Origin of the sequence: Arthrobacter sp. StoSoilB20 (assembly GCF_019977295.1) — a bacterium.
Taxonomy (GTDB): Bacteria; Actinomycetota; Actinomycetes; order Actinomycetales; family Micrococcaceae; genus Arthrobacter; species Arthrobacter nicotinovorans_A.
This window is the reverse complement of the sequence record NZ_AP024651.1, coordinates 2,571,791-2,592,158: the sequence shown is the minus strand read 5'-3', so window position 1 is coordinate 2,592,158 and position 20,368 is coordinate 2,571,791. Positions and strand designations below refer to the sequence as shown.

At 62.5% G+C, this 20,368-nt stretch carries 19 protein-coding genes; 8 read left to right on the top strand and 11 right to left on the bottom strand.

Translation table 11 applies throughout. The features are described 5' to 3' along the window. The first annotated feature begins 26 nt into the window (after window positions 1-26). From LDN85_RS11655 to LDN85_RS11645, 3 genes are read left to right on the top strand one after another with little or no spacing between them, the layout of a single operon-like run. The gene (locus tag LDN85_RS11655; protein ID WP_223943164.1) at window positions 27-1,163 is read left to right on the top strand and encodes a type III polyketide synthase; all 1,137 of its coding nucleotides are present in this window, start codon (window positions 27-29) and stop codon (window positions 1,161-1,163) included. Then, window positions 1,160-1,867: a class I SAM-dependent methyltransferase gene (locus LDN85_RS11650; RefSeq protein ID WP_223943163.1), complete on the top strand. Its 708-nt coding sequence runs from the start codon at window positions 1,160-1,162 to the stop codon at window positions 1,865-1,867. Before LDN85_RS11655 ends, LDN85_RS11650 begins: the two co-directional genes overlap by 4 nt. 14 nt (window positions 1,868-1,881) lie before the next feature. After that, a complete protein-coding gene (locus LDN85_RS11645; protein ID WP_223943162.1) occupies window positions 1,882-3,012 on the top strand; it encodes an NAD(P)/FAD-dependent oxidoreductase in 1,131 nt (376 codons plus the stop codon). Here LDN85_RS11645 and LDN85_RS11640 read toward each other — a convergent pair whose 3' ends face one another. Further along, on the bottom strand, window positions 3,013-3,420 hold the full coding sequence (locus LDN85_RS11640) for a nuclear transport factor 2 family protein (RefSeq protein WP_223943161.1): 408 nt from the start codon (window positions 3,418-3,420) through the stop codon (window positions 3,013-3,015). A 51-nt stretch (window positions 3,421-3,471) separates the two neighbouring features. On the opposite strand from LDN85_RS11640, the gene LDN85_RS11635 reads away from it, so the two are divergent. Then, window positions 3,472-4,146: a peptide deformylase gene (locus LDN85_RS11635; protein WP_091551849.1), complete on the top strand. Its 675-nt coding sequence runs from the start codon at window positions 3,472-3,474 to the stop codon at window positions 4,144-4,146. Between the two features lie 33 nt (window positions 4,147-4,179). Here LDN85_RS11635 and LDN85_RS11630 read toward each other — a convergent pair whose 3' ends face one another. Continuing rightward, the gene (locus tag LDN85_RS11630; protein WP_223943160.1) at window positions 4,180-6,195 is read right to left on the bottom strand and encodes a S9 family peptidase; all 2,016 of its coding nucleotides are present in this window, start codon (window positions 6,193-6,195) and stop codon (window positions 4,180-4,182) included. A 69-nt stretch (window positions 6,196-6,264) separates the two neighbouring features. On the opposite strand from LDN85_RS11630, the gene LDN85_RS11625 reads away from it, so the two are divergent. From LDN85_RS11625 to LDN85_RS11610, 4 genes are all read left to right on the top strand, one after another. Continuing rightward, window positions 6,265-7,101, top strand: a complete 837-nt coding sequence (locus tag LDN85_RS11625; RefSeq protein ID WP_026546834.1) for a methyltransferase domain-containing protein — start codon at window positions 6,265-6,267, stop codon at window positions 7,099-7,101. An 80-nt stretch (window positions 7,102-7,181) separates the two neighbouring features. Next, on the top strand, window positions 7,182-7,643 hold the full coding sequence (locus tag LDN85_RS11620; RefSeq protein WP_026540716.1) for an NfeD family protein: 462 nt from the start codon (window positions 7,182-7,184) through the stop codon (window positions 7,641-7,643). An 82-nt stretch (window positions 7,644-7,725) separates the two neighbouring features. Beyond that, window positions 7,726-8,700 carry an SPFH domain-containing protein gene (locus tag LDN85_RS11615; protein ID WP_223943159.1) on the top strand — a complete coding sequence of 325 codons (975 nt, stop codon included), beginning with the start codon at window positions 7,726-7,728 and terminating at the stop codon, window positions 8,698-8,700. Between the two features lie 255 nt (window positions 8,701-8,955). Then, a complete protein-coding gene (locus LDN85_RS11610) occupies window positions 8,956-9,303 on the top strand; it encodes an RNA polymerase-binding protein RbpA (protein WP_011774875.1) in 348 nt (115 codons plus the stop codon). 143 nt (window positions 9,304-9,446) lie between these two features. On the opposite strand, the gene LDN85_RS11605 is transcribed toward LDN85_RS11610, so the two are convergent. From LDN85_RS11605 to LDN85_RS11565, 9 genes are all read right to left on the bottom strand, one after another. Continuing rightward, window positions 9,447-10,190: a polyprenol monophosphomannose synthase gene (locus LDN85_RS11605; protein ID WP_223943158.1), complete on the bottom strand. Its 744-nt coding sequence runs from the start codon at window positions 10,188-10,190 to the stop codon at window positions 9,447-9,449. Window positions 10,191-10,627: 437 nt separating this feature from the next. Then, window positions 10,628-12,286, bottom strand: coding sequence for an amidohydrolase family protein (locus LDN85_RS11600; RefSeq protein ID WP_223943157.1), 1,659 nt, complete (start codon window positions 12,284-12,286; stop codon window positions 10,628-10,630). A gap of 48 nt (window positions 12,287-12,334) precedes the next feature. After that, entirely contained in the window at window positions 12,335-15,310 is a 2,976-nt protein-coding gene (locus LDN85_RS11595; RefSeq protein ID WP_223943156.1) for a DEAD/DEAH box helicase, read from the bottom strand. Window positions 15,311-15,334: 24 nt separating this feature from the next. Next, a complete protein-coding gene (gene tatC, locus LDN85_RS11590) occupies window positions 15,335-16,171 on the bottom strand; it encodes a twin-arginine translocase subunit TatC (RefSeq protein ID WP_035760665.1) in 837 nt (278 codons plus the stop codon). Between the two features lie 6 nt (window positions 16,172-16,177). Next, the gene (gene tatA / locus LDN85_RS11585) at window positions 16,178-16,447 is read right to left on the bottom strand and encodes a Sec-independent protein translocase subunit TatA (RefSeq protein ID WP_026540710.1); all 270 of its coding nucleotides are present in this window, start codon (window positions 16,445-16,447) and stop codon (window positions 16,178-16,180) included. Between the two features lie 36 nt (window positions 16,448-16,483). Next, the gene (locus LDN85_RS11580) at window positions 16,484-16,834 is read right to left on the bottom strand and encodes a hypothetical protein (RefSeq protein ID WP_026540709.1); all 351 of its coding nucleotides are present in this window, start codon (window positions 16,832-16,834) and stop codon (window positions 16,484-16,486) included. Between the two features lie 9 nt (window positions 16,835-16,843). Continuing rightward, on the bottom strand, window positions 16,844-18,856 hold the full coding sequence (locus tag LDN85_RS11575; protein ID WP_223943155.1) for a WYL domain-containing protein: 2,013 nt from the start codon (window positions 18,854-18,856) through the stop codon (window positions 16,844-16,846). 94 nt (window positions 18,857-18,950) lie between these two features. After that, window positions 18,951-19,346 (bottom strand): FKBP-type peptidyl-prolyl cis-trans isomerase, encoded by a 396-nt coding sequence (locus LDN85_RS11570; protein WP_011774867.1) that lies wholly within the window; start codon window positions 19,344-19,346, stop codon window positions 18,951-18,953. An 84-nt stretch (window positions 19,347-19,430) separates the two neighbouring features. Further along, complete coding sequence (locus tag LDN85_RS11565) at window positions 19,431-20,357, bottom strand: FKBP-type peptidyl-prolyl cis-trans isomerase (protein ID WP_223943154.1); 927 nt, start codon at window positions 20,355-20,357, stop codon at window positions 19,431-19,433. Between the last annotated feature and the right edge of the window lie 11 nt (window positions 20,358-20,368).

The window sequence follows — 20,368 nt, the reverse complement described above, 5'->3', positions numbered from 1 at the left end:
CACCGTTTACTCGCTAAGAATGAAGCATGCCGGTATACGTGAGGTCCCTTGAAACCGCAGTTCCGCCAACCATCCTCGTCCAGCAGCAGGCCCGTGAAGTCTTCGCTTCCCAACCAGGCCTGACACGGCTGGGAACGCGCCTTGTCGGCACGTGCTTTGACTCAGCAGCCATCGATACCCGTTACACGGCGGTTGCCGAACTCAGCCTTGATGCCCATTCGGAGAATCCGCAGTTCTTCGACCCCGCGACCAACAGGGTCCTCAGCCCGAGCACCAAGGTACGCAACGAAATCTTCGCAACCGAAGCAACCAAGTTGTTCGTGGAGGCAGGAAAGACGGCAGTAGCCCAGGCTTCGGGTATTGACCTCGATGACATCACCCACGTCATCACCGTCTCCTGTACAGGCTTTTTCAACCCCGGACCCGACTACAAAGTTGTCAGGGCGTTGGGCTTGAACCCGGCGGTTCAGCGCTACCACCTCGGTTTCATGGGTTGTTACGCAGCATTCCCCGCCCTCAAAGCTGCCAAGCAGTTCTGCGTTGCCGATCCTGAGGCAGTGGTCCTGGTCATCTGCGTGGAACTCTGTTCCCTCCATGTACGCACCTCAAACGATCCCGACACCATCATGGGATCAGCCATCTTCGGTGATGGCGCGGCAGCGGCCATCGTGACGGCGAAAGAACCGGAAGGACCCGAACCGGTCATCAGGCTGGACCACTTCGAGACCGTACTCACACCCGTAGGTGAGGAAGCCATGGCGTGGAACATCGGCGATGAAGGGTTCGAAATGGTGTTGGGCTCCTACGTCCCGCACATTATCGAGGAACACATCACCGGTGCCCTGGAACCGCTCCTCGCCAAGGAACCGGAGTTGGCCGGACTTCCTTACCGCGAAATTACCCATTGGGCCATCCATCCAGGAGGCCGCAGCATCCTGGACAAGGTGGAGTCCAAGCTGGAACTGACACAGGAGCAGTTGGTCCCGGCCCGGGAAATACTGCGTGAGTACGGGAACATGAGCAGCGCCACGGTGCTCTTTGTCCTGAAGTACATGCTGGGCGTTCCCGCCAGCGAACGTGAGGAGCGGATCTGTTCCATGGCGTTCGGCCCGGGCCTGACGGTGGAGACGGGCCTCTTTACGCTTCTCTCCCCCGATCTGTGAGTCCTTGGGGGTCCCTTCGAGAACGGGATCGGTACGCGATTGAGGAGATGGACAAGACTGACTGCGACCCCCAACGGCTCACCCGGACCTATGCCAGGTTTCCGGTGGTCAACAGGCTGCTTTCCGGGTGGCGCCGAACCTACGTCCGCAGAATCCGGCCTGTGTTGGCGGCGCAGGGGTCGGCGTCCCTCCTGGATATTGGTTGCGGCAGTGGTGACGTTGCGCGCAGCCTCGCACACTGGGCCCGGAAAGACGGTTTCCTCCTCACTGTGACAGCGATCGATCCTGATGCCAGGGCCTTCGCCTTTGCTACCGGAACCGGCTCGGCCCAGGGTGTCACCTACCGTCAGGCCCACAGTTCCGAATTGGTGGCCGAGGGCAAGGTCTTTGACTTCGTCATCTCCAACCACATCCTCCACCACCTCGATTCCGGGCAACTCGCCGGTGTCCTGAGCGATTCCGAAGCCCTCAGCCGAGGCCTGGTGCTCCATAACGACCTCAAACGAAGCAACCTCTCCTACGTACTGTTCATGATCGGCTTCTGGCCCTTGGGACCAGGCTCCTACATCTGGGGCGACGGCTTGGTGTCCATCAAACGCAGTTACACAGCACAGGAGCTGGAATCCACCGTTCCGGAGACCTGGAGCGTCGAGGCAAACGGTCCTTGGCACCACCTGCTGGTCCATGGGCCGGAGCGGCCTTGAGCCAGAGGGGGAAGATGTTTGACGTCGTGATCGTCGGTGCCGGTCCGGTGGGCCTGTTCATGGGGGCACTGTTGTTGCAGCGGGGTCACCGGGTGCGGATCCTGGAACGGAGGACCAGCCGCAGCGGGAGTTCGCGCGCCATCGGCATCCACCCTCCGGCGTTGGCGGAACTGGCACGCGCGGGGGTTGCCGGGGAGCTGATTGCCGCCGGAGTCCATATCCGGAGGGGCGTTGCCTACAGCCGGCGTCGCTTGGTGGCCCAGCTGGCGTTCGGCGGCGATCCCGCCTTCCCCTTCATCCTTGCGGTACCGCAGGCGGTGACCGAGAGGGTCCTGGAGGAGGCAGTTCTTGACCTGGATGCCGAGGCAATTGTCCGGGGCGCGGACGTCCAGGAAGTAGTGGACGACTTCAGGTCGGTTCGGGTCGCAGCGGATTCCGCCGCTGGTGCCCTGGAGTTCCGCGCCCGCCTGGTGGTGGCCGCTGATGGAGCCCATTCAGCGGTCCGCCAACGGATCCTTCCACACCTGCCTGCACGGAGCTATCCGGATAGCTACATCATGGGAGATTTCGCTGATGCCACCGGTCACGGTACCGACGCTGTCCTGTACCTGGAGCCCGCTGGGATTGTTGAATCCTTTCCGCTGCCGGGCGGGGTGCGCAGATGGGTGGTCAGGTTGGGGTCACCGGACCAAGGCACGACGGCGGCCGGGCTGGCTGAGCTGATCGGCGCCAGAACCGGCGAGTTCCCGGATGCGGGCAGCAACACCATGGTGAGCGCCTTCGAAGTCCGGTCGCGGCTGGCAGACCGAATGGTCCACGGTCGGCTGGTTTTGCTCGGCGACGCAGCCCACGAAATCAGCCCGATCGGGGGCCAGGGCATGAACCTTGGCTGGTTGGATGCTGCAGCATTGGCGCCCATCATGGATGCTTCGTTCGGTGGTTCGGACGTAGGCCGGTTGCTGGCGGGCTTTGAAAGATCCCGCAGGAAAGCAGCCCGGCGTGCATCGCGTCAGGCTGGACTGAATATGGCTTTGGGCAGGCCGTTGGCGCCGGCTGCCATGGAAGCCCGGAACAAACTCTTTGCCCAAGTGCTTGGGCTTCCGGCAGTGGCCGGGCTGGTGGAACGGCGCTTCACCATGCGCTAGCTATTCCGGCGTCGTGTAATAGCAGTCGTACGTATCCTGGCTGACGATCAAGCCGTCCCGGAGCTCAAAAACGGCTGTACTCCTGGCCCGGATGGTGTCGCCGCGGTCCCAGTGCGGAAGATCGAGCAACAGCGTGGCCGACCAGTTCATTTCAAGGACAACCCGGGTGTCCTGGGCGGTGGTTCTCACCACTTCGAATCGCTGATCGGCAACAATGTCCTTGCTGTGGTCGGCGCCGGCCAAAGTTTCCTGCAGGTTCCTGGTGGAGCCGGTTTTGGACAGGGCATGGGGCCACTCAGTCAGCTGGAAGTCCGGGGCAAGGAAGGGCCGCAGCTCAGCAGCTCCGCCGCCGGCTTCAACAGTCCGGACGAATCCGAGCACACGGTCCAATGAAGATGAATCGCTCATTCGTAGAGCCTAGCCCAACTCAACGGCGACCCTTGGGGATAGGCTCTTGCCATGAACCATCAACCCCATCCTGAGGCCGTGGGCCCGGCTACGGACTTCAACTCCACGCAGATCAGGGACGCCGTCCGCAGGTTGCTTGATGCTGATGGACTCCCGCCGATTGTCCAGGCCGGACACCCCGTGCTGCGACAGTTGGCGGCGCCCTATGACGGCCAATTGGACGACGTTGAACTCGCAGCACTGGTGGACCGCATGCGCGAGGTCATGCATGACGCGCCCGGTGTGGGTCTGGCTGCCCCGCAGCTGGGCATTCCCCTGCAACTCGCGGTGCTGGAGGATCAGTATGATCTTGACCCGGTTTCGGCCGCTGTCCGGCACCGGGAACATTTGGAGTTTCTTGCCATTGTGAACCCGCAGTACTTGCCGTTGGGTTCGGAGACGGCCTCCTTCTATGAGGGCTGCCTCTCCGTCAACGGCTACCAGGCGGTGGTGACCCGGCACCGGAATGTGGAGCTGAGATACCTCACACCCGCGGGTGTGCGCGTGGAGGAATGGTTCTCCGGCTGGCAGGCGCGCATTGTCCAGCACGAGACGGACCACCTCCATGGAACGCTGTACCTGGACCGCGCCGAAATCAGGTCCCTTTCCAGCAACGCGGAGCATTCTGCCCGTTGGGCCGCTCCGGACATTGATGATGCCCGCCGGAACCTGGGCTTCCTGCGCTGAAAGGATCAACCAACGAAGCGTGCCGCCGGCAGGTCAGTCCTCCACTTGGTTTGACGCGGTAGGCAGGTGCTGTGCCCACCAGCGAAGGATGTGCTCAAAGCGCTGCTTCCGGTGGTGTGGTGTCCCTGACCTGGACAATTCGTGGTCTTCACCCGGAAACACCAACAACGCGGTATCCACCCCTCGGGCCTTAAGTTCGGAGTAGTAGCGCTGCCCTTGTTCGATGGGGCACCGGAGGTCGTTTTCGCTGTGCACTACCAGGGTTGGAGTCTGGACGGAACCCACCACTGCCATGGGGCTCTGGGCAGTCATCTGTTCAAGGGTTCTACCGGTGTATTCGCCGCCGAAGAACCAGCCAATATCGGAAGAACCTGTGAAGCTGACCGGGTCCAGGAAGCCGCGTTCGACGATCGCTGCTTTGAAACGGTGATCGTGGGCGATGGTCCAGGCAGTCAGATAGCCACCATACGAGCCGCCCATGATGCCGATCCGGTCCTTGTCCAGGGCCTTGTGGGCGGCAATGGCTGCATCCAGGTACGCAAGCACATCCTGCATGTCCAGCGTGCCCATGCGCTCCTTGATGGCACGGCCATGTGATTGGCCGTAACCGGCCGATCCTCGGGGGTTGCACATCACTACCGCGTATCCTGCGGCAGCGTAGACCTGTGCTTCGTCGAAGAAGGCTCCGGTGTACTGGGCGAAAGGGCCGCCGTGGATCGTGAGCAGTACCGGATGGGGTCCGGGACCATCAGGGAGGACGAGCCAGCCATGGACGGGATGCCCATCGGAGGATTCGGCCTCGAAGTCCAAGGGCTCGCTGACCCGGGAATTGTTCCTGAGGCCGGCTGAGAAATCTGTCAGCAAACGCAGTTCCCCGCGTTCGAGGGAAGCGACATCGCCCACGGAGGAGGCATCGGCAAGACTCACCGCGATCTCTCCGTTGGCAGCTACCGTTGCGCCTATGACCACCCTTGCGCCGTGGACCAAGGGGGTGATCTCGCCCACCGCGTTGACATCAAGCATTTCAACGCTGCCCAGGGCCGTGTTCAGGACAAGGACGCTGGAAGGGCCGCTGGGTTCCAACGGTCCGGAAACGTCCAGATGTTCGACGTCGGTCAGGGCCGTTGCTTCTCCCCCACCGGTTGGCATGGCATACAGGACGCCGTTCCGGGCAACGAAGTCCCTGCCCGTAGTCCCGAGGTCCTGGGCAGTATAGAACAACCAACGACCATCCAGGGAGGCGCGGACGCCGGTGACCGTTTGTAGTTTGCCGTGGGAAGGCTCGACGGCGGACGGCTCGCCACCGGCGGCATCCACCCTGTAAACCGAGGTGACCAGATCGTCGTCGTGCCCTTCATGCAGGGCCGCCACGAAGAAAAGGTGCGAGCCGTCGGCAGAAAAACACGGGGACTCGTGGTCTGAGCCGCCAAACGTCAGTTGCGTCGCCGCGGGAATCCCCGGGGCGGCAGACTTTGGCTGTTCGTGGGCAGCCCGCCCACGGGGTGCCACTGCAGGCTCACCGCCCAACTCGGGAACCTCAACCACGAACACCTGCTGGGGCTGGTCGGCGGTGTATCCAACACCGTTCATCCGGTACTGGTTCGCCGTGATCAGGCGGGCGTCCTCACCGGCTGCGCCCACACCGTCCACCGTTCCGTACCGCCCTTGTTCCGGGACACGGGCCAAGAATGCAATCCGATGGGAGTCCGGCGCCCAGATGAAGCCGGTAACCCCTGAGTGTTGGGCAGTAATCCGTTGCGGTTCGCCGCCGGCGGCCTCCACAACGAACAACTGGGGTTTGCCGTCGGGATCACTTCGGAGAAACGCAAGGACCAGTCCATCGGGTGAGAAAGCAGGGGAACTGTCCCTGAAGCCGCGGGTAATGCGACGCGGGTGCTTGGTGGTGTCCAAGGGCACTGTCCACAGCTGGCCGACGTAGCTGTCGGCGTCAAAATCCGGCCTGGTGACTGATACCACCGCCTTGGTCCCATCAGGGTGGATGGCCGGGGCGGACACTGAGTTCAGCAGGGGCAGTTGCTCGGGTTTCACGAGGGTGAGCCTAGCCCGGGACCCCGGTGGGCGGCTCCAGACACTCCGTCCAGCCTTAGGATTGAAGCCATGTTCTCCGATGCCCTCGCCGCCCTTCGCTGTCCCCTGTGCCAAGGGACGCTCCAGGTGCGGGAAGATCCGCGGAGGGCACTTGCCTGTGGGTCGGGGCACCTTTTCGATGCCGCCAAACAGGGCTACTTCAACTTGCTCACGGGCAAGGGCACTGTTTTCGAAGCAGACACCGCCGATATGGTGGCCGCCCGCCACCGGTTCCTGGACGCTGGACACTATTCAGGTTTGGCCGCAACAGTTGCGAAGGAAGCTGCGGGAGCCCTCCAGGGTCCCGGCGCCCTGGTTCTCGACGCCGGCACGGGCACGGGGCACTACCTCAATGCAGTTGTTAACCAGTCCGGAGCGGCAGCGATCGGCCTGGACATCTCCAAGTTTGCACTCCGCAGGGCTGCCCGCCTCAATCCCCAAGCGGTGAACCTTGTGTGGGACATTTGGCGTCCCTTGCCGGTGGCCGATCATTCGGTGGACGTGGTCATGGTGGTTTTTGCCCCGCGAAACCCGGCCGAATTCGCGCGGGTGATCCGTCCCGGCGGAAAACTGATAGTGGTGACACCCAGGCAGGGACACCTTGCCGAGGCAGCAGCGGCCACCGGAATGCTGGGCATTGAAGAGGGCAAGGAGGAACGTTTGGCCGGGACGATGAAGGACTATTTCAGTCCTGCTGCCGCTTACGGCCTGGACATCCCCCTTGAGCTGACTGGCCCGCAGGTGCAGGACCTGGCCTACATGGGACCGGCCGGCCACCACCACCGGCGCCACGCGGAGCAAGGCGTCCCTGCCGGTGTGCTGGCCACCACGGCCAAGTTCCGGATCAGCGTATTTACCGCGTCCTGACGTGGGACGGCGCATCGGGCTAGGATGGAAGAACAGCGACTGTGATCCCGCCCGCGGGATCCGGGACCAAGGGGGAATCGATGTTCGAATGGCTCGGCGAGAATTGGTGGGCCCTCTGGCTCACAGCCTTCCTCGCGTTCGCAGTGGTGGAAATGCTCACCCTGGACCTCTTCTTCATCATGCTCGGCGGCGGAGCCTTGGCAGGCTTGGTGGCCGACTTTGCCGGCGCGGATTTCTGGCTGCAAATTGTCATCTTTTGCGTTGTTTCCCTCCTCATGATCGCGTTCGTTCGTCCCGTCGCCCTGAAGCACCTGCATAAGGGCCCCGAAGAACAACGGTCCAACATCGATCGCCTCATTGGCCAACCCGCTCTCGTCATCGAAGCCGTGAGCGGCACCAGTGGGCTTGTCAAAATCGGCGGCGACGTCTGGAGCGCCCGTAGCACCGCAGGGGTCATCGATCCCGGCGCAACAGTTCAGGTCACCAAAATCGACGGCGCGACGGCGGTAGTCGCCTCGCCCGCCGAAAACACCCCGCGCTGACGGCGCGCCTTACATTTATGCGGTTCGGCACTCTTGCCGGACCGCGGCATCAGACCACGCAATTGGGGAACGAAGGAGATGTATGGACGGCTTAGGAGGAACAGCAGCAGCAATCGTGCTGATTGTTCTCGTTATTTTTGTCATCATAGTGTTGGTCCGCTCGGTCAGGATCATCCCGCAGGCACGCGCCGGCGTCGTTGAACGGCTCGGGAAGTACCAGCGGACGCTGAATCCCGGGCTGACGATTCTGATTCCGTTCGTTGACCGGCTCCTGCCGCTCCTGGACCTCCGCGAACAAGTGGTGTCCTTCCCGCCGCAGCCCGTCATTACCGAAGACAACCTGGTGGTCTCGATTGACACCGTGGTTTACTTCCAGGTCACGGACCCCAGGGCAGCGACGTACGAAATCGCCAACTACATCCAGGCGGTCGAACAGTTGACCACCACCACGCTCCGTAACGTGGTGGGCGGGCTTAACCTCGAAGAAGCGCTCACCTCCCGCGACCAGATCAATGGTCAACTGCGCGGCGTTCTCGACGAAGCAACGGGCCGTTGGGGAATCCGCGTCTCGCGCGTGGAACTGAAGGCGATCGATCCGCCCCACTCCATCCAGGACTCGATGGAGAAGCAAATGCGCGCCGAGCGTGATCGCCGTGCAGCCATTTTGACAGCTGAGGGCACCAAGCAGTCCCAGATCCTTACTGCCGAAGGCCAACGGCAAGCTGCCATCCTTGCTGCCGAAGGTGATGCCAAGGCAGCCATCCTTCGTGCCGACGGTGAAGCCCAGGCAATCCAGAAGGTCTTTGATGCCATCCACAAGGGCAATCCGGACCAGAAGCTCCTTGCTTACCAGTACCTGCAGACCCTCCCGAAGATCGCTGAAGGAAGCTCCAACAAGCTGTGGATCATTCCCAGTGAAGTGGGCGAAGCGCTCAAGGGAATTGGCGGGGCCCTCGGTGGGAGCAACGGGGACTCTCCCCTAGGTCTTTTCGGTGGACATGACGGCACGGCCTCCGCCGGCACGGCCTCCGCGGAGCCCGCAAGGCCCGCCGAATAACTGGTACTACGTCGCTACGAGCGGTCAGCCACTCCGGCTGGCCGCTCGTTGCATGTGGGTGCTTTTAGGTAGTGGTGGTTGTTCTGCGTATAATGGGATATTTGTCCGGCTGGTTCAGTGCGGATGGAACATAAAAGCTTTGCCATGCGTTGCAATGAGTGATGCAAGGTGTGCAGAAGTAGTCCGTAAGGATCGTGAAAACGGCTTACGGCCAACGCGGGGTCCTTGCTCCGCGTACAGACAGAGGGAGTAATCATGAGCGATCGCAGCCTGCGGGGTATGCGTCTTGGCGCCCAAAGCATGGAAACTGAATCCGGCGTTGAACCGGCACCGCGCCAGCGGGTCGAGTACCGCTGCGAAGACGGCGAGCAGGTCTTCGTGACCTTCTCCTCCGAAGCTGAAATTCCCCCGGTATGGGTTTCCAAGACCGGCAAGGAAGCCCTCCTGGTCGATGGTGAGCGCCCGGTGGACGCTAACGAGAAAGCGGTCCGCACCCACTGGGACATGCTCCTGGAGCGCAGGAGCCTTCCTGAGCTGGAGCAGATCCTGGAGGATCGTTTGAACATTCTGCGTGAGCGCCGTGGAGAGCGCCGCTCCGCTTAGTCCGCACCTGTACTGGACCAACCGGCCTGTATGACCAGGCTGTGCGGACAGGCGGCTGAGCGACAGACGGTTGCGCGGACAGACGCAAAAAGGCCGGGTTCGGTTCCCACTGGGAACCGGACCCGGCCTTTTCTGTTAAAAAGTTACTTGGCCGTGGCCGAAGACTTGCGGGTCAGCTTGGCCCAACGGGCCGCCAATCCCCACTTGGTAACGTTGATCATGGCTTCCACCACGATGTTGCCGCTCATTTTCGAGGCACCCAGTTCACGTTCGACGAAGGTGATGGGACGTTCCTCGATGCGCAGGCCAAGCTTGGCTACCCTCCATGCGAGGTCCACCTGGAAACCGTAGCCAACCGACTCTACTTCATCCAGGTTCAGGGCTTCGAGGGTGCTGCGCTTAAAGGCGCGGTAGCCGCCGGTGACGTCCTTGATCTTGACCCCGAGCATGATGCGGGCATAAGTGCTGCCGATCCTGGAGATTGCCTGGCGGTAGAGCGGCCAGTTGACCACACTGCCACCGGGTACCCAGCGCGAGCCCATGGCCAGATCCGCTCCGTCTTTGACTGCATCCAGGAGCAGGGGCAACTGTTCGGGCTTATGCGAACCGTCCGCGTCCATTTCCACCAGGACGTCGTACCCCGCGGCGAGGCCCCACTTGAAGCCGGCAATGTATGCAGCGCCGAGACCTTCCTTGCCCTTCCGATGAAGCACATGCACCTGGTGGTCCGCAGCAGCGAAGTCATCTGCGAGCCGTCCCGTACCATCAGGGCTGTTGTCGTCAACCACCAGGACATCGGACTCGGGAACTGCTGCGCGCAGCCGCCCCAGGGTCACAGGGAGCGATTCGAGCTCGTTGTAGGTGGGAATGATCGTCAGGACACGCAAGTAGAGGCCTTTCCTTGATGGAGCGGTCAGTGTGCAGGATCAGCCATAGCGGCTGGAATTCCGGCGCAACTCTCCATTATAGGACGCCGGAAGGCACTGCCCCGGCGGCTGTGGCGTCCGACACAATCAAAAGTGCACTTTGGGGCGGGGCATGGCCCGCGGGCAGATCCGCAAGCCCAGGACCAGTGGCGACCGGGCAATGAGTCCCGGTCGGACTGTTTTCTGGGTCGTTGCGGACCTGCCCACCTGTTTGCCGCCACCATGAACGGGTTCCGGCCACGACCGGACCACCAAACCGCGGCTCTCGTACCCTGGATTGATCATCCGTAGAGCCCTAATGCTACGGACTCACCCCGGGCTGTCAACCGGTCGGTGACCTGCGGATCCGGGTGTCATCCCAGCTCAAAGGCACCTTGGATGATGCAGAAAATATGTGCCTAGACGCGGAGCGATTCGTGGGCGAACAGCTCCCGCCCCTCACGAACCGTCTGCAGGCAACGGGGGTCACTGCCGGTATCGAGTGCCGGCAGCAGCGGGGTCCGCGCCCGCGGATCCGTGCTCCACGACTGAACCCGGCTGTCTGCCACCTGGACCATGAGCTCTTCGACTTCCCACACAGCGAAACTCGCGGGCGCACCTGGCACCAGTTGTCCCATCAGGGGGTTGCGGTGCTTCGCGGCCCGCCAGCCGGCGCGGGTATGGCCAAGGAAGGCGGCCCTGGCGGAAATCCGTTGGTCCGGGTTGCTGTGTTCCAGGCACGCGCGCACGCTGGACCACGGCCGCAACGGGGTAACGGGGCTGTCGCTGCCAAAGGCAATGGGGACGCCACTGGCGTAGAAGGACGCAAACGGGTTCATGGCCTTGCTGCGACCACCCAGGCGCTGTTCATACAGCCCGCCCGTAGCACCCCAGGCCGCGTCGAAGCCAGGTTGGACACTGACGGTCATGGAATACTTGGCCAGTTTGTCGATGGCGGATTGATCGGCCAGTTCAACATGCTCAAGCCGGTGTCCGGCAGCCCGGATCCGCTGCTCCCCCACCTCGGCAGCAGCAACGTCCAACGCTTCCAGAACTGCGGCCAGGCCGGCATCGCCAATGACATGGAACCCTGCCTGGATGCCGAGCTGGGATGTGGCAACCAGATGCCGGGCTGCTTCATCGACCGAAAGGTACAGGCTGCCGCGGTTCCCGGGAGCGTCCGAATAGTCCTCCAGGAGGGCGGCCGTCCGGGAACCCAAGGAACCGTCCACGTTGAGGTCTCCGGCGAGACCCAGGACCTTGGTCCCAAGACCGGCCAGAATACTCTCGGCGTGTTCTGCGGAGGATGCCAGTTCACCCCAGTACGGAAGTATTTCAGGGCTGATGCCGTCCTCATTCCACGAGGCAGAGAGCTGCAGGTCCTCGGGGCCGCAGATATGGGGCGCCGACATCTCGGCCATAGCCACGTATCCGTTGGAAGCGGCTTCCTTAAGGGCACGTTCCTGGAGCGCGCGCCTTTGGGCTTCGGGGAAGCGTCGAGCGGCCAGGCGTGCTGCGGTGTGGGCTCCGCGTATCACCCGGGCGTCCCCGCCGAACCCGTCAAGGTTCCTGAGGCCGGCCGCTGCGGCCAAGGACGATGAGACCAGGGCGGAGTGGACATCGATGCGTGAGAGATAGACCTGTCGTCCGCCCGATGCCCGATCCAGCTCATCAAGCGTAGGCAGAGAGGGGTCGTTCCAGGCGGTTTCATCCCAGCCGTGGCCAATAATGGTGCCACTGCCACCCGCGCCGGCTACGGCGTCGAGCAGTTCCCGGGCGGAACGGACCCCGCCAAGGTCCAGGCCGGACAGGGCCAGGCCCGTTTCCGTCAGGTGTGCATGGGAGTCGACAAAGCCGGGAGCCAGGAGGGCGCCACGGAGGTCGATGATCTCCATTGAAGAGTCAGCGATGGACGTGGCGGCCTGCTCCGAGCCAACCCAGGCCACGGTATCGCCATCGACCACCATGGCGGTGGCAAAGGGATCAGCGGCTGTGTAGATGGACCCGTTGCGGTACATGGTGACCTTGCGGTCCGCTCCAGTGTGGTGCTGGCCGGCCGGCGCGCCTGGCTGATTCATGCGGTGTGCTCCTTGAGCTTTGAAAAATATCAATCGGTGGAGGTGGCGCTAAGCCACGGTGGAGTAGGCCACTACACCGCGGCGAACCAGGTCAATGGACTCGCGGCAAATCCGCGCCACCCTCGGGTCCAGCTGCGGGATCTTTGCCAGTTGGTCCAGCAGATCCACTACTTGCTTGGCCCAGCGCACGAAGTCCCCTGCTGCGAGGTCGGTGCCGCTGAGAACGTCCTGGAGATGGCGCCCCTTGGCCCACTTGTACATTGGCCACATCAGACCCAGCTCCGGCTCGCCGGTCAAGGGAAGTCGGTGGTGTTCTTCGGTGTCCTCCAGCTGGGACCATTCCCGGACGACGATATCCACCGCTGACTCCAGGGAAACGGACGGCATCCTTGGCCGCAAGCCACGGTCTTCGCGTTTGGCTTGATACACCAGCGTGCTGGCCAATGAGGCAAGTTCGGCGGCATCGAGATCATTGAGGGCTCCGCGCCGCACCGACTGGGAGATGAGCAGATCCTTTTCGCCATAAATCCGGCGAAGCCGCTGCCCATCGGCGCTGATGGTGACGTTGCCGGCGTCGTTCGTCTCCAGGTAGCCGTAGGCGGAGAGAAGATCGCACACGCGGTCGAACGTCTTTGCGATCGTGTTGGTGCGGCCCTGGATCTGGCGGACCAGGCCGTCGGTTTCCCTGCGCAACTTCCACCAGCGCTCCGACCACCGGGCGTGGTCTTCCCGCTCGCTGCATCCGTGGCAGGGGTGCGCCCTGAGGGCACGCCTCAGATCCGCGATCTTCTTCTCCTGGTCCGGCAGCCGCGCGCCCAGGCCGAAGTCTTCGTGCCGGCTGTTACGGCGGCTGTGCGGTGCGTCTTCGCTGATGGCGTGGCGCATGGAGGATGCGAGGTCGCGGCGTGACTTGGGTACTTTTGCATTGAAGGACTTGGGAATCCGGATCCTGGTTACCGGAGAAACAGGTCCTTCGAGATCGTGCACGCCAATCCGACGAAGCTGGTTATCGGAGGTCAGCACTGATGGCCGGGGCTCACGGGCGTTCGGATCCACGTCAAGAACCACCGCATGTCCGGCAAGCCTGCCGCTGTAAATGCTGATGACATCGCCGGGGATCAACCTGGCCAGGGAATCAGCAACGTGCGACTTACGGGCACGCTGGTGGTCCCGGGCCGCGAAGTTCTCGGCATCGCTGAGTTCGCGCCGGAGTTTTGCGTACTCGGTGAAGTCACCCAGATGGCATTGCATGGACTTGGCATAGCCGGCCAGTGACTCTTCCCGCCCCCGCACCTGCCGGGCAAGGCCCACCACGGAACGGTCAGCTTGGAACTGCGCGAAGGAGGACTCCAGGATTTCGCGCGCCCGGACGCGGCCAAACTGGGCGATCAGGTTAATGCTCATGTTGTAGGTGGGCCGGAAGCTGGAGTTCAAGGGATACGTGCGGCGTGAGGCCAGGCCGGCCACGGCAGCGGGGTCCGTCCCCGGCTGCCACAGCACCACGGCATGCCCTTCGACGTCGATGCCCCGGCGTCCTGCCCGGCCTGTCAGCTGGGTGTACTCCCCCGCAGTGATGTTGACGTGGGCTTCACCGTTGAACTTTTCCAGTTTTTCCAGGACCACGCAGCGGGCCGGCATGTTGACGCCCAAGGCCAGTGTTTCCGTGGCGAAGACAGCCTTGACCAAGCCGTCGGCAAAGAGCTTTTCCACCACCTCCTTGAAGGTGGGCAGCATGCCTGCGTGGTGGGCGGCAAAGCCCCTCATGAGTCCGTCACGCCAGCCCCAGAAGCCCAGGACGTCGAGGTCATCGGCTGGAATCTCGTGGCTGGCTTCGTCCACGCGCTGGGCGATGACCTGCTGTTCACGCTCGGTTGTCAGCCACAGCCCTGAGGCGGCACACTGTGCGACTGCAGCGTCGCAGCCTGCCCTCGAGAAAATGAAAGTAATGGCAGGCAGAAGATCCTGGCGCCTCAGGCTCTCAATGACTTGTGGCCGGCTGGCCTTGCGCACAGGACTGCGCTGCTCGGATTGCTGCCGTTCGTCGCGGTGACGGTCCTGACGACGGCGGCTGCGTCCGCCGTGGCCGTAGCGGCCACTCATGTTCATGCGGCTCTCGGAACGGGCCATGGCCAGGAGGTCCGGATTGACCTCAAACTCGGGCCCGGTCACCGCTTGACGGACTTTGGCTGCGGACGAACGCTTCGCGTGGACCTTCCGGCGTTCCGCGGAGGTGGGTTCGGAGGCTTCCTCTGCGGCCTCGGAGATCTCGGGCACCTCGGTTTCCGGCGCGCCAGTGGCTTGTGGCGCAATTTCATCAAAGGTGGTGTCGCCGGCGAAGAGGTCGACTATTTCGCGGCCCACCATGACGTGCTGCCACAATGGCACCGGCCGGTGCTCGGACACGATGACATCGGTATCGCCCCGGACAGTGTCCAGCCAGGCGCCAAACTCCTCAGCATTGGACACCGTGGCGCTCAGGGAGGCCACTTGTACCTCGCTGGGCAGGTGGATTATGACTTCTTCCCAGACGGCACCGCGGAAGCGGTCGGCCAGGTAATGGACCTCGTCCATCACCACGAACCCCAGGTCACCAAGGGTTTCCGAGTCCGCATACAACATGTTGCGCAGGACCTCGGTGGTCATGACCACTACAGGGGCGTCCCCGTTGATGGTGGTGTCACCTGTCAGGAGCCCAACATTGGCAGCGCCGTACTTTGATGCCAGCTCCGAGAACTTCTGGTTGCTGAGCGCTTTGATGGGGGTGGTGTAGAAAGCCTTGAGGCCGCGTTCCAGGGCCAGGTAGATCGCGAATTCACCAACGATCGTCTTGCCTGCTCCCGTGGGTGCTGCAACCAGCACGCCACGGCCTTCCTGCAGCGACCTGCACGCCTCACGTTGGAAGTCGTCCAGTTCAAAATCCAGGGAACGGCTGAAAGCGCCCAGATAGGTTTTGGACTCAGCAGCCCGCTGCGCTGCAGCCTGGTAGCTCTCTGACGGTGAAGGAGACCCGGAAATAGAGGACATGCATCAAGCCTAGTGGCCCACGGTCTAGAGATTCTCCAGATCCGTGGCCGGCGTCGCAATGTCCGCAGTGGCTTCAGTCTCAGCTGCCCTCTTGATGGCGCGGCGTTCGCGGCGGCGGTCATTGAGGACGCAGACTCCAATGGCCGCGAAGAACAGGAGCAACATGGGTGCTGCGAGATAGAACATGCTCATGGCATCAGCGCCGGGAGCAGCCATGGCAGCGAACAAGCAAACCAGGAAGATGGTGATGCGCCAACTCTTGATGAGTTGCTTGCCTTTGACAATGCCGGCGAGGTTCAGCCCAACCAGCACCACGGGAACCAGGAAGGCAATGCCGAACGCCAGCAGGAGCCTAAGCACGAATGCCAGGTAGATTTCGGCACTGATGAAGTTGGACCCACCCTGCGGCGTGAAGTCGGTCAGTACGCGGACGGCGTTGGGCAGGACCAGCCAGGCGAGCAGTACGCCGCCGATGAAGAGCGGCACGGCCGCGGCCACGAAGGACAACGCCAGCCGCCGCTCCTTCTTGTGGAGGCCCGGCACGATGAACGCCCAGAGCTGGTAGATCCACACCGGGCTTGCCAGGAGCACGCCAAGGAACACCGAGACCTGGACCATGAGGTCAAAAGAACTGGCCACTCCATCAAAGTTCAGGGTGGCGGCACGCCCCTCCTTCTCGTTGAGGTCCTTGATCGGTTTGATCAGGGCCTCCAGGAGCGGCTGGTAGACGATGAAGCCCACCACGGTGCCCAGGATGATGCCGATTGCAGCCTTGAAGAGCCGGTTCTTCAGCTCCTTGAGGTGGTCAAGGAGCGCCATCCGGGCTTCGGGGTTGGCCTTGCGCCCCTTCGTTTCTACCACTTCTCTTTAGACGCGGTTGGAGGGCGGAACGTCAGTCTCGCCGTTGTTCCTGGCCTTGGCGTCGGGGTGGCCTACTACCTTGCCTTCAACGGCGTCGGAAGCCTCCGCGGAGTCCTTCGTTTCAGAAGAACCGTCCTTCTTCATTTCCCGGACTTCCGACTTGAAAATGCGCATCGACTGCCCAATGCTGCGCGCCATGGACGGCAGCTTCGGCGCTGCGAAGAGCACCAGAGCCAGGACGATGATGATGATGAGATGCCAGCCTTCGAGCCTCATGTGGGGAGGTCCTTTCCTTTTGGATACATCCTACGTCTATCTGAATTCAATGTCGTGCAGGGATTGGGGCTGACCCCGCTCTGCTTTGCGCTTGACGCGCTTCTGGCGACGAACTTCCTGGCGGAAGGCTTTGGCCGTCAGGTAATCATGACGCATCTGATCCGGTGAGGCAAAAATTGCGGACCCCGGCACGGGGCTGTCTTCCGGCGTTTCAACATCGGAGGTTTCGGGCGCAGGTGAAAGGTTGCTGAAACGTTTACCCGCGTCGCCCAGTTCATGAACAGTTGACATGAATTTCCTGAACAAGCGATACCCAAGCGTCAGGTGAAGCAGCAACGAAAGGGCTATGAGCGCGATCCACAACAGGATCCAGAACCACCAAGGCATCTGAGTAGTCTAGCCAGCCGTGCCGTCAGAAAGGGAGTCGTACTGATTCGCCGCCGCGTTCAGCCATACCCGTGTTTCCTCCCGCAAGGCCTGCGGGTCCAGTATCCGGACCGCTCCGCCGTGTTGCGAAACGAACATGGGCAGCCAGTCTGCGGTGCCGAACCGTACTTCAGCGAGGAGGCCGCCGTCGGGCAGTTGTGCCGTGCGTTCAGCGTAGTAGTCATCCGCCAGCCCGGAACCTTGCCTGGTCAGCTGGAGCACCACCAGGACGTCGTCGTCGCTGGGCGTAAACAGCCGTGCAGGGTAATCCTGCTCTGCAGTAGCCAGTCCCGATGCCGGAAGTCCGTTCGGTTCAACGATTTCCACCCTGTCCAGGCGGAAGTTCCTGATTCCGGCCTTGCTGTGGCAGTACGCCTCGAAGTACCACGTATTATCCAGCGAATAGAGCCGCAACGGATCAACATCGCGTTCGGTCAGTTCATCGCGTTGCCGGGAAAAGTACTTCAGATGCAGTTGGCGTCCTTCCCGGATCGCCTGGGTGATGACGGCGAAGGCCTGCGATTGTTCAGGCTCTATGGATTGCCCCGCGACGGCACCGGCCAAGCGTCCGGCCTGCCCCGCCGCGCCGGTCAGCTTGATGGTGACAGACTCCAGGGCGCTCCCCGGCTGGTCTTCGGAGACGCCGGCCAGTGATGGCAGATCGCCCAGCATGGCCAGGCCGGTCAGCAATGCAGCGGCTTCGTCTTCGTTGAAACGCACCGGACGGTTCAGCTCCAAATGCTCGGAGATGTACACATGGTCGTTTTCCCACTGGATATCCAGGAGGTCATCCGGGTATCCCTCCGGTAGTCCGGAGCAGATGAGGATCTTGAGGTCGTCAATCAGCGCCTTGCGCGTAATACCGAAATGATCTGCCACTTCCTGGATGTGCAGACCTTGGTGGTGTACCAGGAAAGGGACCAACTGAAGCATCCTGGCCAGTTGGTCTTCCGAGGTACGTTTGCGGGCCCGCTGCGCCCGTGCGGCCTCAGGAAACTCCACCGGAACAGGCGGTTCAGCGTCGAATTCCAAGGCAGCCCTGAGCCGGCGTACGACGGCGTCACGCAGCTCGGCGGGACCCTCCACTTTGACGTGGGGGCCGTAGGAGGCCAGTTCTTCAGCAAAAGCCTCCGGGTCGCGGAACTCAACGGTGACCCGATCACGGCCGCGGTCATCCGGAGCCGTTTCGACGGCCTTTTTCCGCAAGGCAAGCAGCCGGTCCCTGTCGACAACCAGCACCGCCCGCTGCTCGGGCAACTCGTGCAGGGCATCCAGCTCAGCCCGGGCATTGAAACCGGCCGGAGGTTCGAAAATGCTCCCGGGCACCACGGTTACCGCGGTTGTCATCCGCGAAAGGCGGAACAGCCTCTTCGCTCCCCTCCCCCGGTCAAAGCCCACGAGGTACCACTGGCCAAAGCGGCTGCCCAGGCCCCAGGGCTCAACCTCGCGCACCTCTTCACGCCCGGTACTGACCGCGAGGTAGCCGAAGCGGACCGGATGGTTTCCATGCATGGCTGCTACGACGTCGTCGAAGGCCTGGCCCGCAGGCTTGATGCGGGGCTGGACCCCGGCAGGAAGGTCAACGTCCGCGAAACCTCCCGCGGCCTGAAGTTTTCGGACCGCATTCGCAGCGGCCGAACCAAGTGCTGCCCGTTCCCACAGTTGCGCCGCGAGCAACAGAACGGTGCATTCTGCAGGCGTCAGGCTTACATCAGGGAGCCGGTTGGAGTCCTTGCCGATGCGGTAGCGCGTTGACGCCGGGTCATCGACACCGAAGTGCCGGGGGTCGGTGAGGGTCTCGATGTCAAAGCCGAACTGCTTCAAATCCACTTTGTCGCGCTCGAACATGCGCCCAAAGGCAACGTCGTTCTCTGCGGAGTCGTGATAGACCTTCTCGCGGAGGACGGAGCGTGGAAGGCCCACCCTGGTATTGAGCAAAGCCAGGAGAAGGTTCAGGAGTCGTTCAGTGCGGGATGCGGACACGTTGCTACGTTACTAAAGACCGGCGGGAAAGCAGCAAGGCGCGTCACCAACCGGGAAAACCGGAAGGTGACGCGCCTTGGCTCAGAGCTCAGTCCTAGCGGACAGCCACGAGGTCGACAACGAAGATCAGGGCTTCGTTGGGCTTGATCGCTCCACCGGCGCCACGGGAGCCGTACGCGAGTTCGGAGGGGATCTCCAGGCGGCGGCGGCCACCGACCTTCATGCCCAGCAGGCCCTGGTCCCAGCCCTGGATGACCTGGCCTACGCCAACACGGAAGTCCAGCGGAGCGCCACGGCCCCAGGAAGCGTCAAATTCTTCGCCGGTCGACCAGGCAACGCCGACGTAGTGGGTGGAAACGGTGTCTCCGGCTTTGGCTTCCGTGCCGGTGCCTTCGATGAGGTCCGTGATGACGAGGTCAGTGGGGACGTCGCCTTCCGGGAAGTCGATTTCGGGCTTGGTGCGGTCGAAATCACGCTGTCCAAATGACATGGTTGCTCCTTGGTGTGAGGGACGGATTGTGTCAGGAACCAGCTTAAACCAGCACCCTTGCAGTCCGTGTACGTTCTGGTGTGGTTACTTGACGCCGAGGATGTCGACGACGAAGACGAGGTCGCCCTTGGCTTTACCCTGGCCGGCTTCACCGTAGGCCAGGTCCTGAGGGATGACCAGCAGGACGCGCGAGCCAACAGTCTTGCCTTCCAGGCCCTGGGTCCAGCCCTTGATGACTCCGGTAAGGGGGAAACTGGTGGGCTCTCCTCTGTCGAAGCTGGAGTCGAACTTGGTGCCGTCCGAGAGGTTAACACCCACGTAGTTGACCGTGAGGGTATCAGTGGTCTTGACAGCAGCTCCGGAGCCCTTGATGAGGTCCTGGGCGATGAGTTCCTTGGGGGCGGCCACGCCGTCCACGGAGATCTGGGGAATGCCCTTGTCGTCTTCCTTCACGGTGGGCAGGCCGGCGGGAGGAGTCACAGCTTCACCTTCGGGCTTCTCCAGGACAGGAGCGGCATCCTTGGCAGAGACAATCTTGAAGACCACCAGTTGCGTCGCGGCGGGAGTACCACCGGAGGAATTGCCGGGAGCGGCAATGGCAACGTGGCTGCCGACCTTGGCACCGATGATGGCGTTGTAGATCAGTTCATTGCTGGACTTGATCTGGTCCGTCAGGTCGATCGGCTGGGGGCCGTTTGCGTAGCCGTCTTCCAGGGTCTTGCCATCGTTGCCGTCCACGGCAACGTAGGCCAGTTCGGCTGTTTGTCCGGCCTTGACCCGCTCTCCGTCGCCTTCACTGACGACGTCGACTGTGGGTTCGGCCACCGTCAGGGGCTTGGAGAACTCGATACCCGGCGCTTTGTCGTTTCCGTTGTCCGTCACCTTCACGGAGTCGAGCTTGGAAACGTCGCCAACGGATTTGCTGGTGGGCTCGGCGGCCGGCGTGCCCGAACCACCGCAAGCGGTGATGAGCAGAAGGGCGGGCAGGAGGATTGCTAGGAGTCGGCGCACAAAAAAGACAC

Coding starts and splice junctions, on each gene's coding strand:
- LDN85_RS11595 (WP_223943156.1), bottom strand. CDS start 15,310: ATGTCCTCTATTTCCGGGTCTCCTTCACCGTCAGAGAGCTACCAGGCT.
- LDN85_RS11600 (WP_223943157.1), bottom strand. CDS start 12,286: ATGAATCAGCCAGGCGCGCCGGCCGGCCAGCACCACACTGGAGCGGAC.
- LDN85_RS11655 (WP_223943164.1), top strand. CDS start 27: ATGCCGGTATACGTGAGGTCCCTTGAAACCGCAGTTCCGCCAACCATC.
- tatA (WP_026540710.1), bottom strand. CDS start 16,447: ATGAGGCTCGAAGGCTGGCATCTCATCATCATCATCGTCCTGGCTCTG.
- LDN85_RS11570 (WP_011774867.1), bottom strand. CDS start 19,346: ATGTCATTTGGACAGCGTGATTTCGACCGCACCAAGCCCGAAATCGAC.
- LDN85_RS11580 (WP_026540709.1), bottom strand. CDS start 16,834: ATGCCTTGGTGGTTCTGGATCCTGTTGTGGATCGCGCTCATAGCCCTT.
- LDN85_RS11615 (WP_223943159.1), top strand. CDS start 7,726: ATGGACGGCTTAGGAGGAACAGCAGCAGCAATCGTGCTGATTGTTCTC.
- LDN85_RS11610 (WP_011774875.1), top strand. CDS start 8,956: ATGAGCGATCGCAGCCTGCGGGGTATGCGTCTTGGCGCCCAAAGCATG.
- LDN85_RS11640 (WP_223943161.1), bottom strand. CDS start 3,420: ATGAGCGATTCATCTTCATTGGACCGTGTGCTCGGATTCGTCCGGACT.
- LDN85_RS11645 (WP_223943162.1), top strand. CDS start 1,882: ATGTTTGACGTCGTGATCGTCGGTGCCGGTCCGGTGGGCCTGTTCATG.
- LDN85_RS11635 (WP_091551849.1), top strand. CDS start 3,472: ATGAACCATCAACCCCATCCTGAGGCCGTGGGCCCGGCTACGGACTTC.
- LDN85_RS11625 (WP_026546834.1), top strand. CDS start 6,265: ATGTTCTCCGATGCCCTCGCCGCCCTTCGCTGTCCCCTGTGCCAAGGG.
- LDN85_RS11620 (WP_026540716.1), top strand. CDS start 7,182: ATGTTCGAATGGCTCGGCGAGAATTGGTGGGCCCTCTGGCTCACAGCC.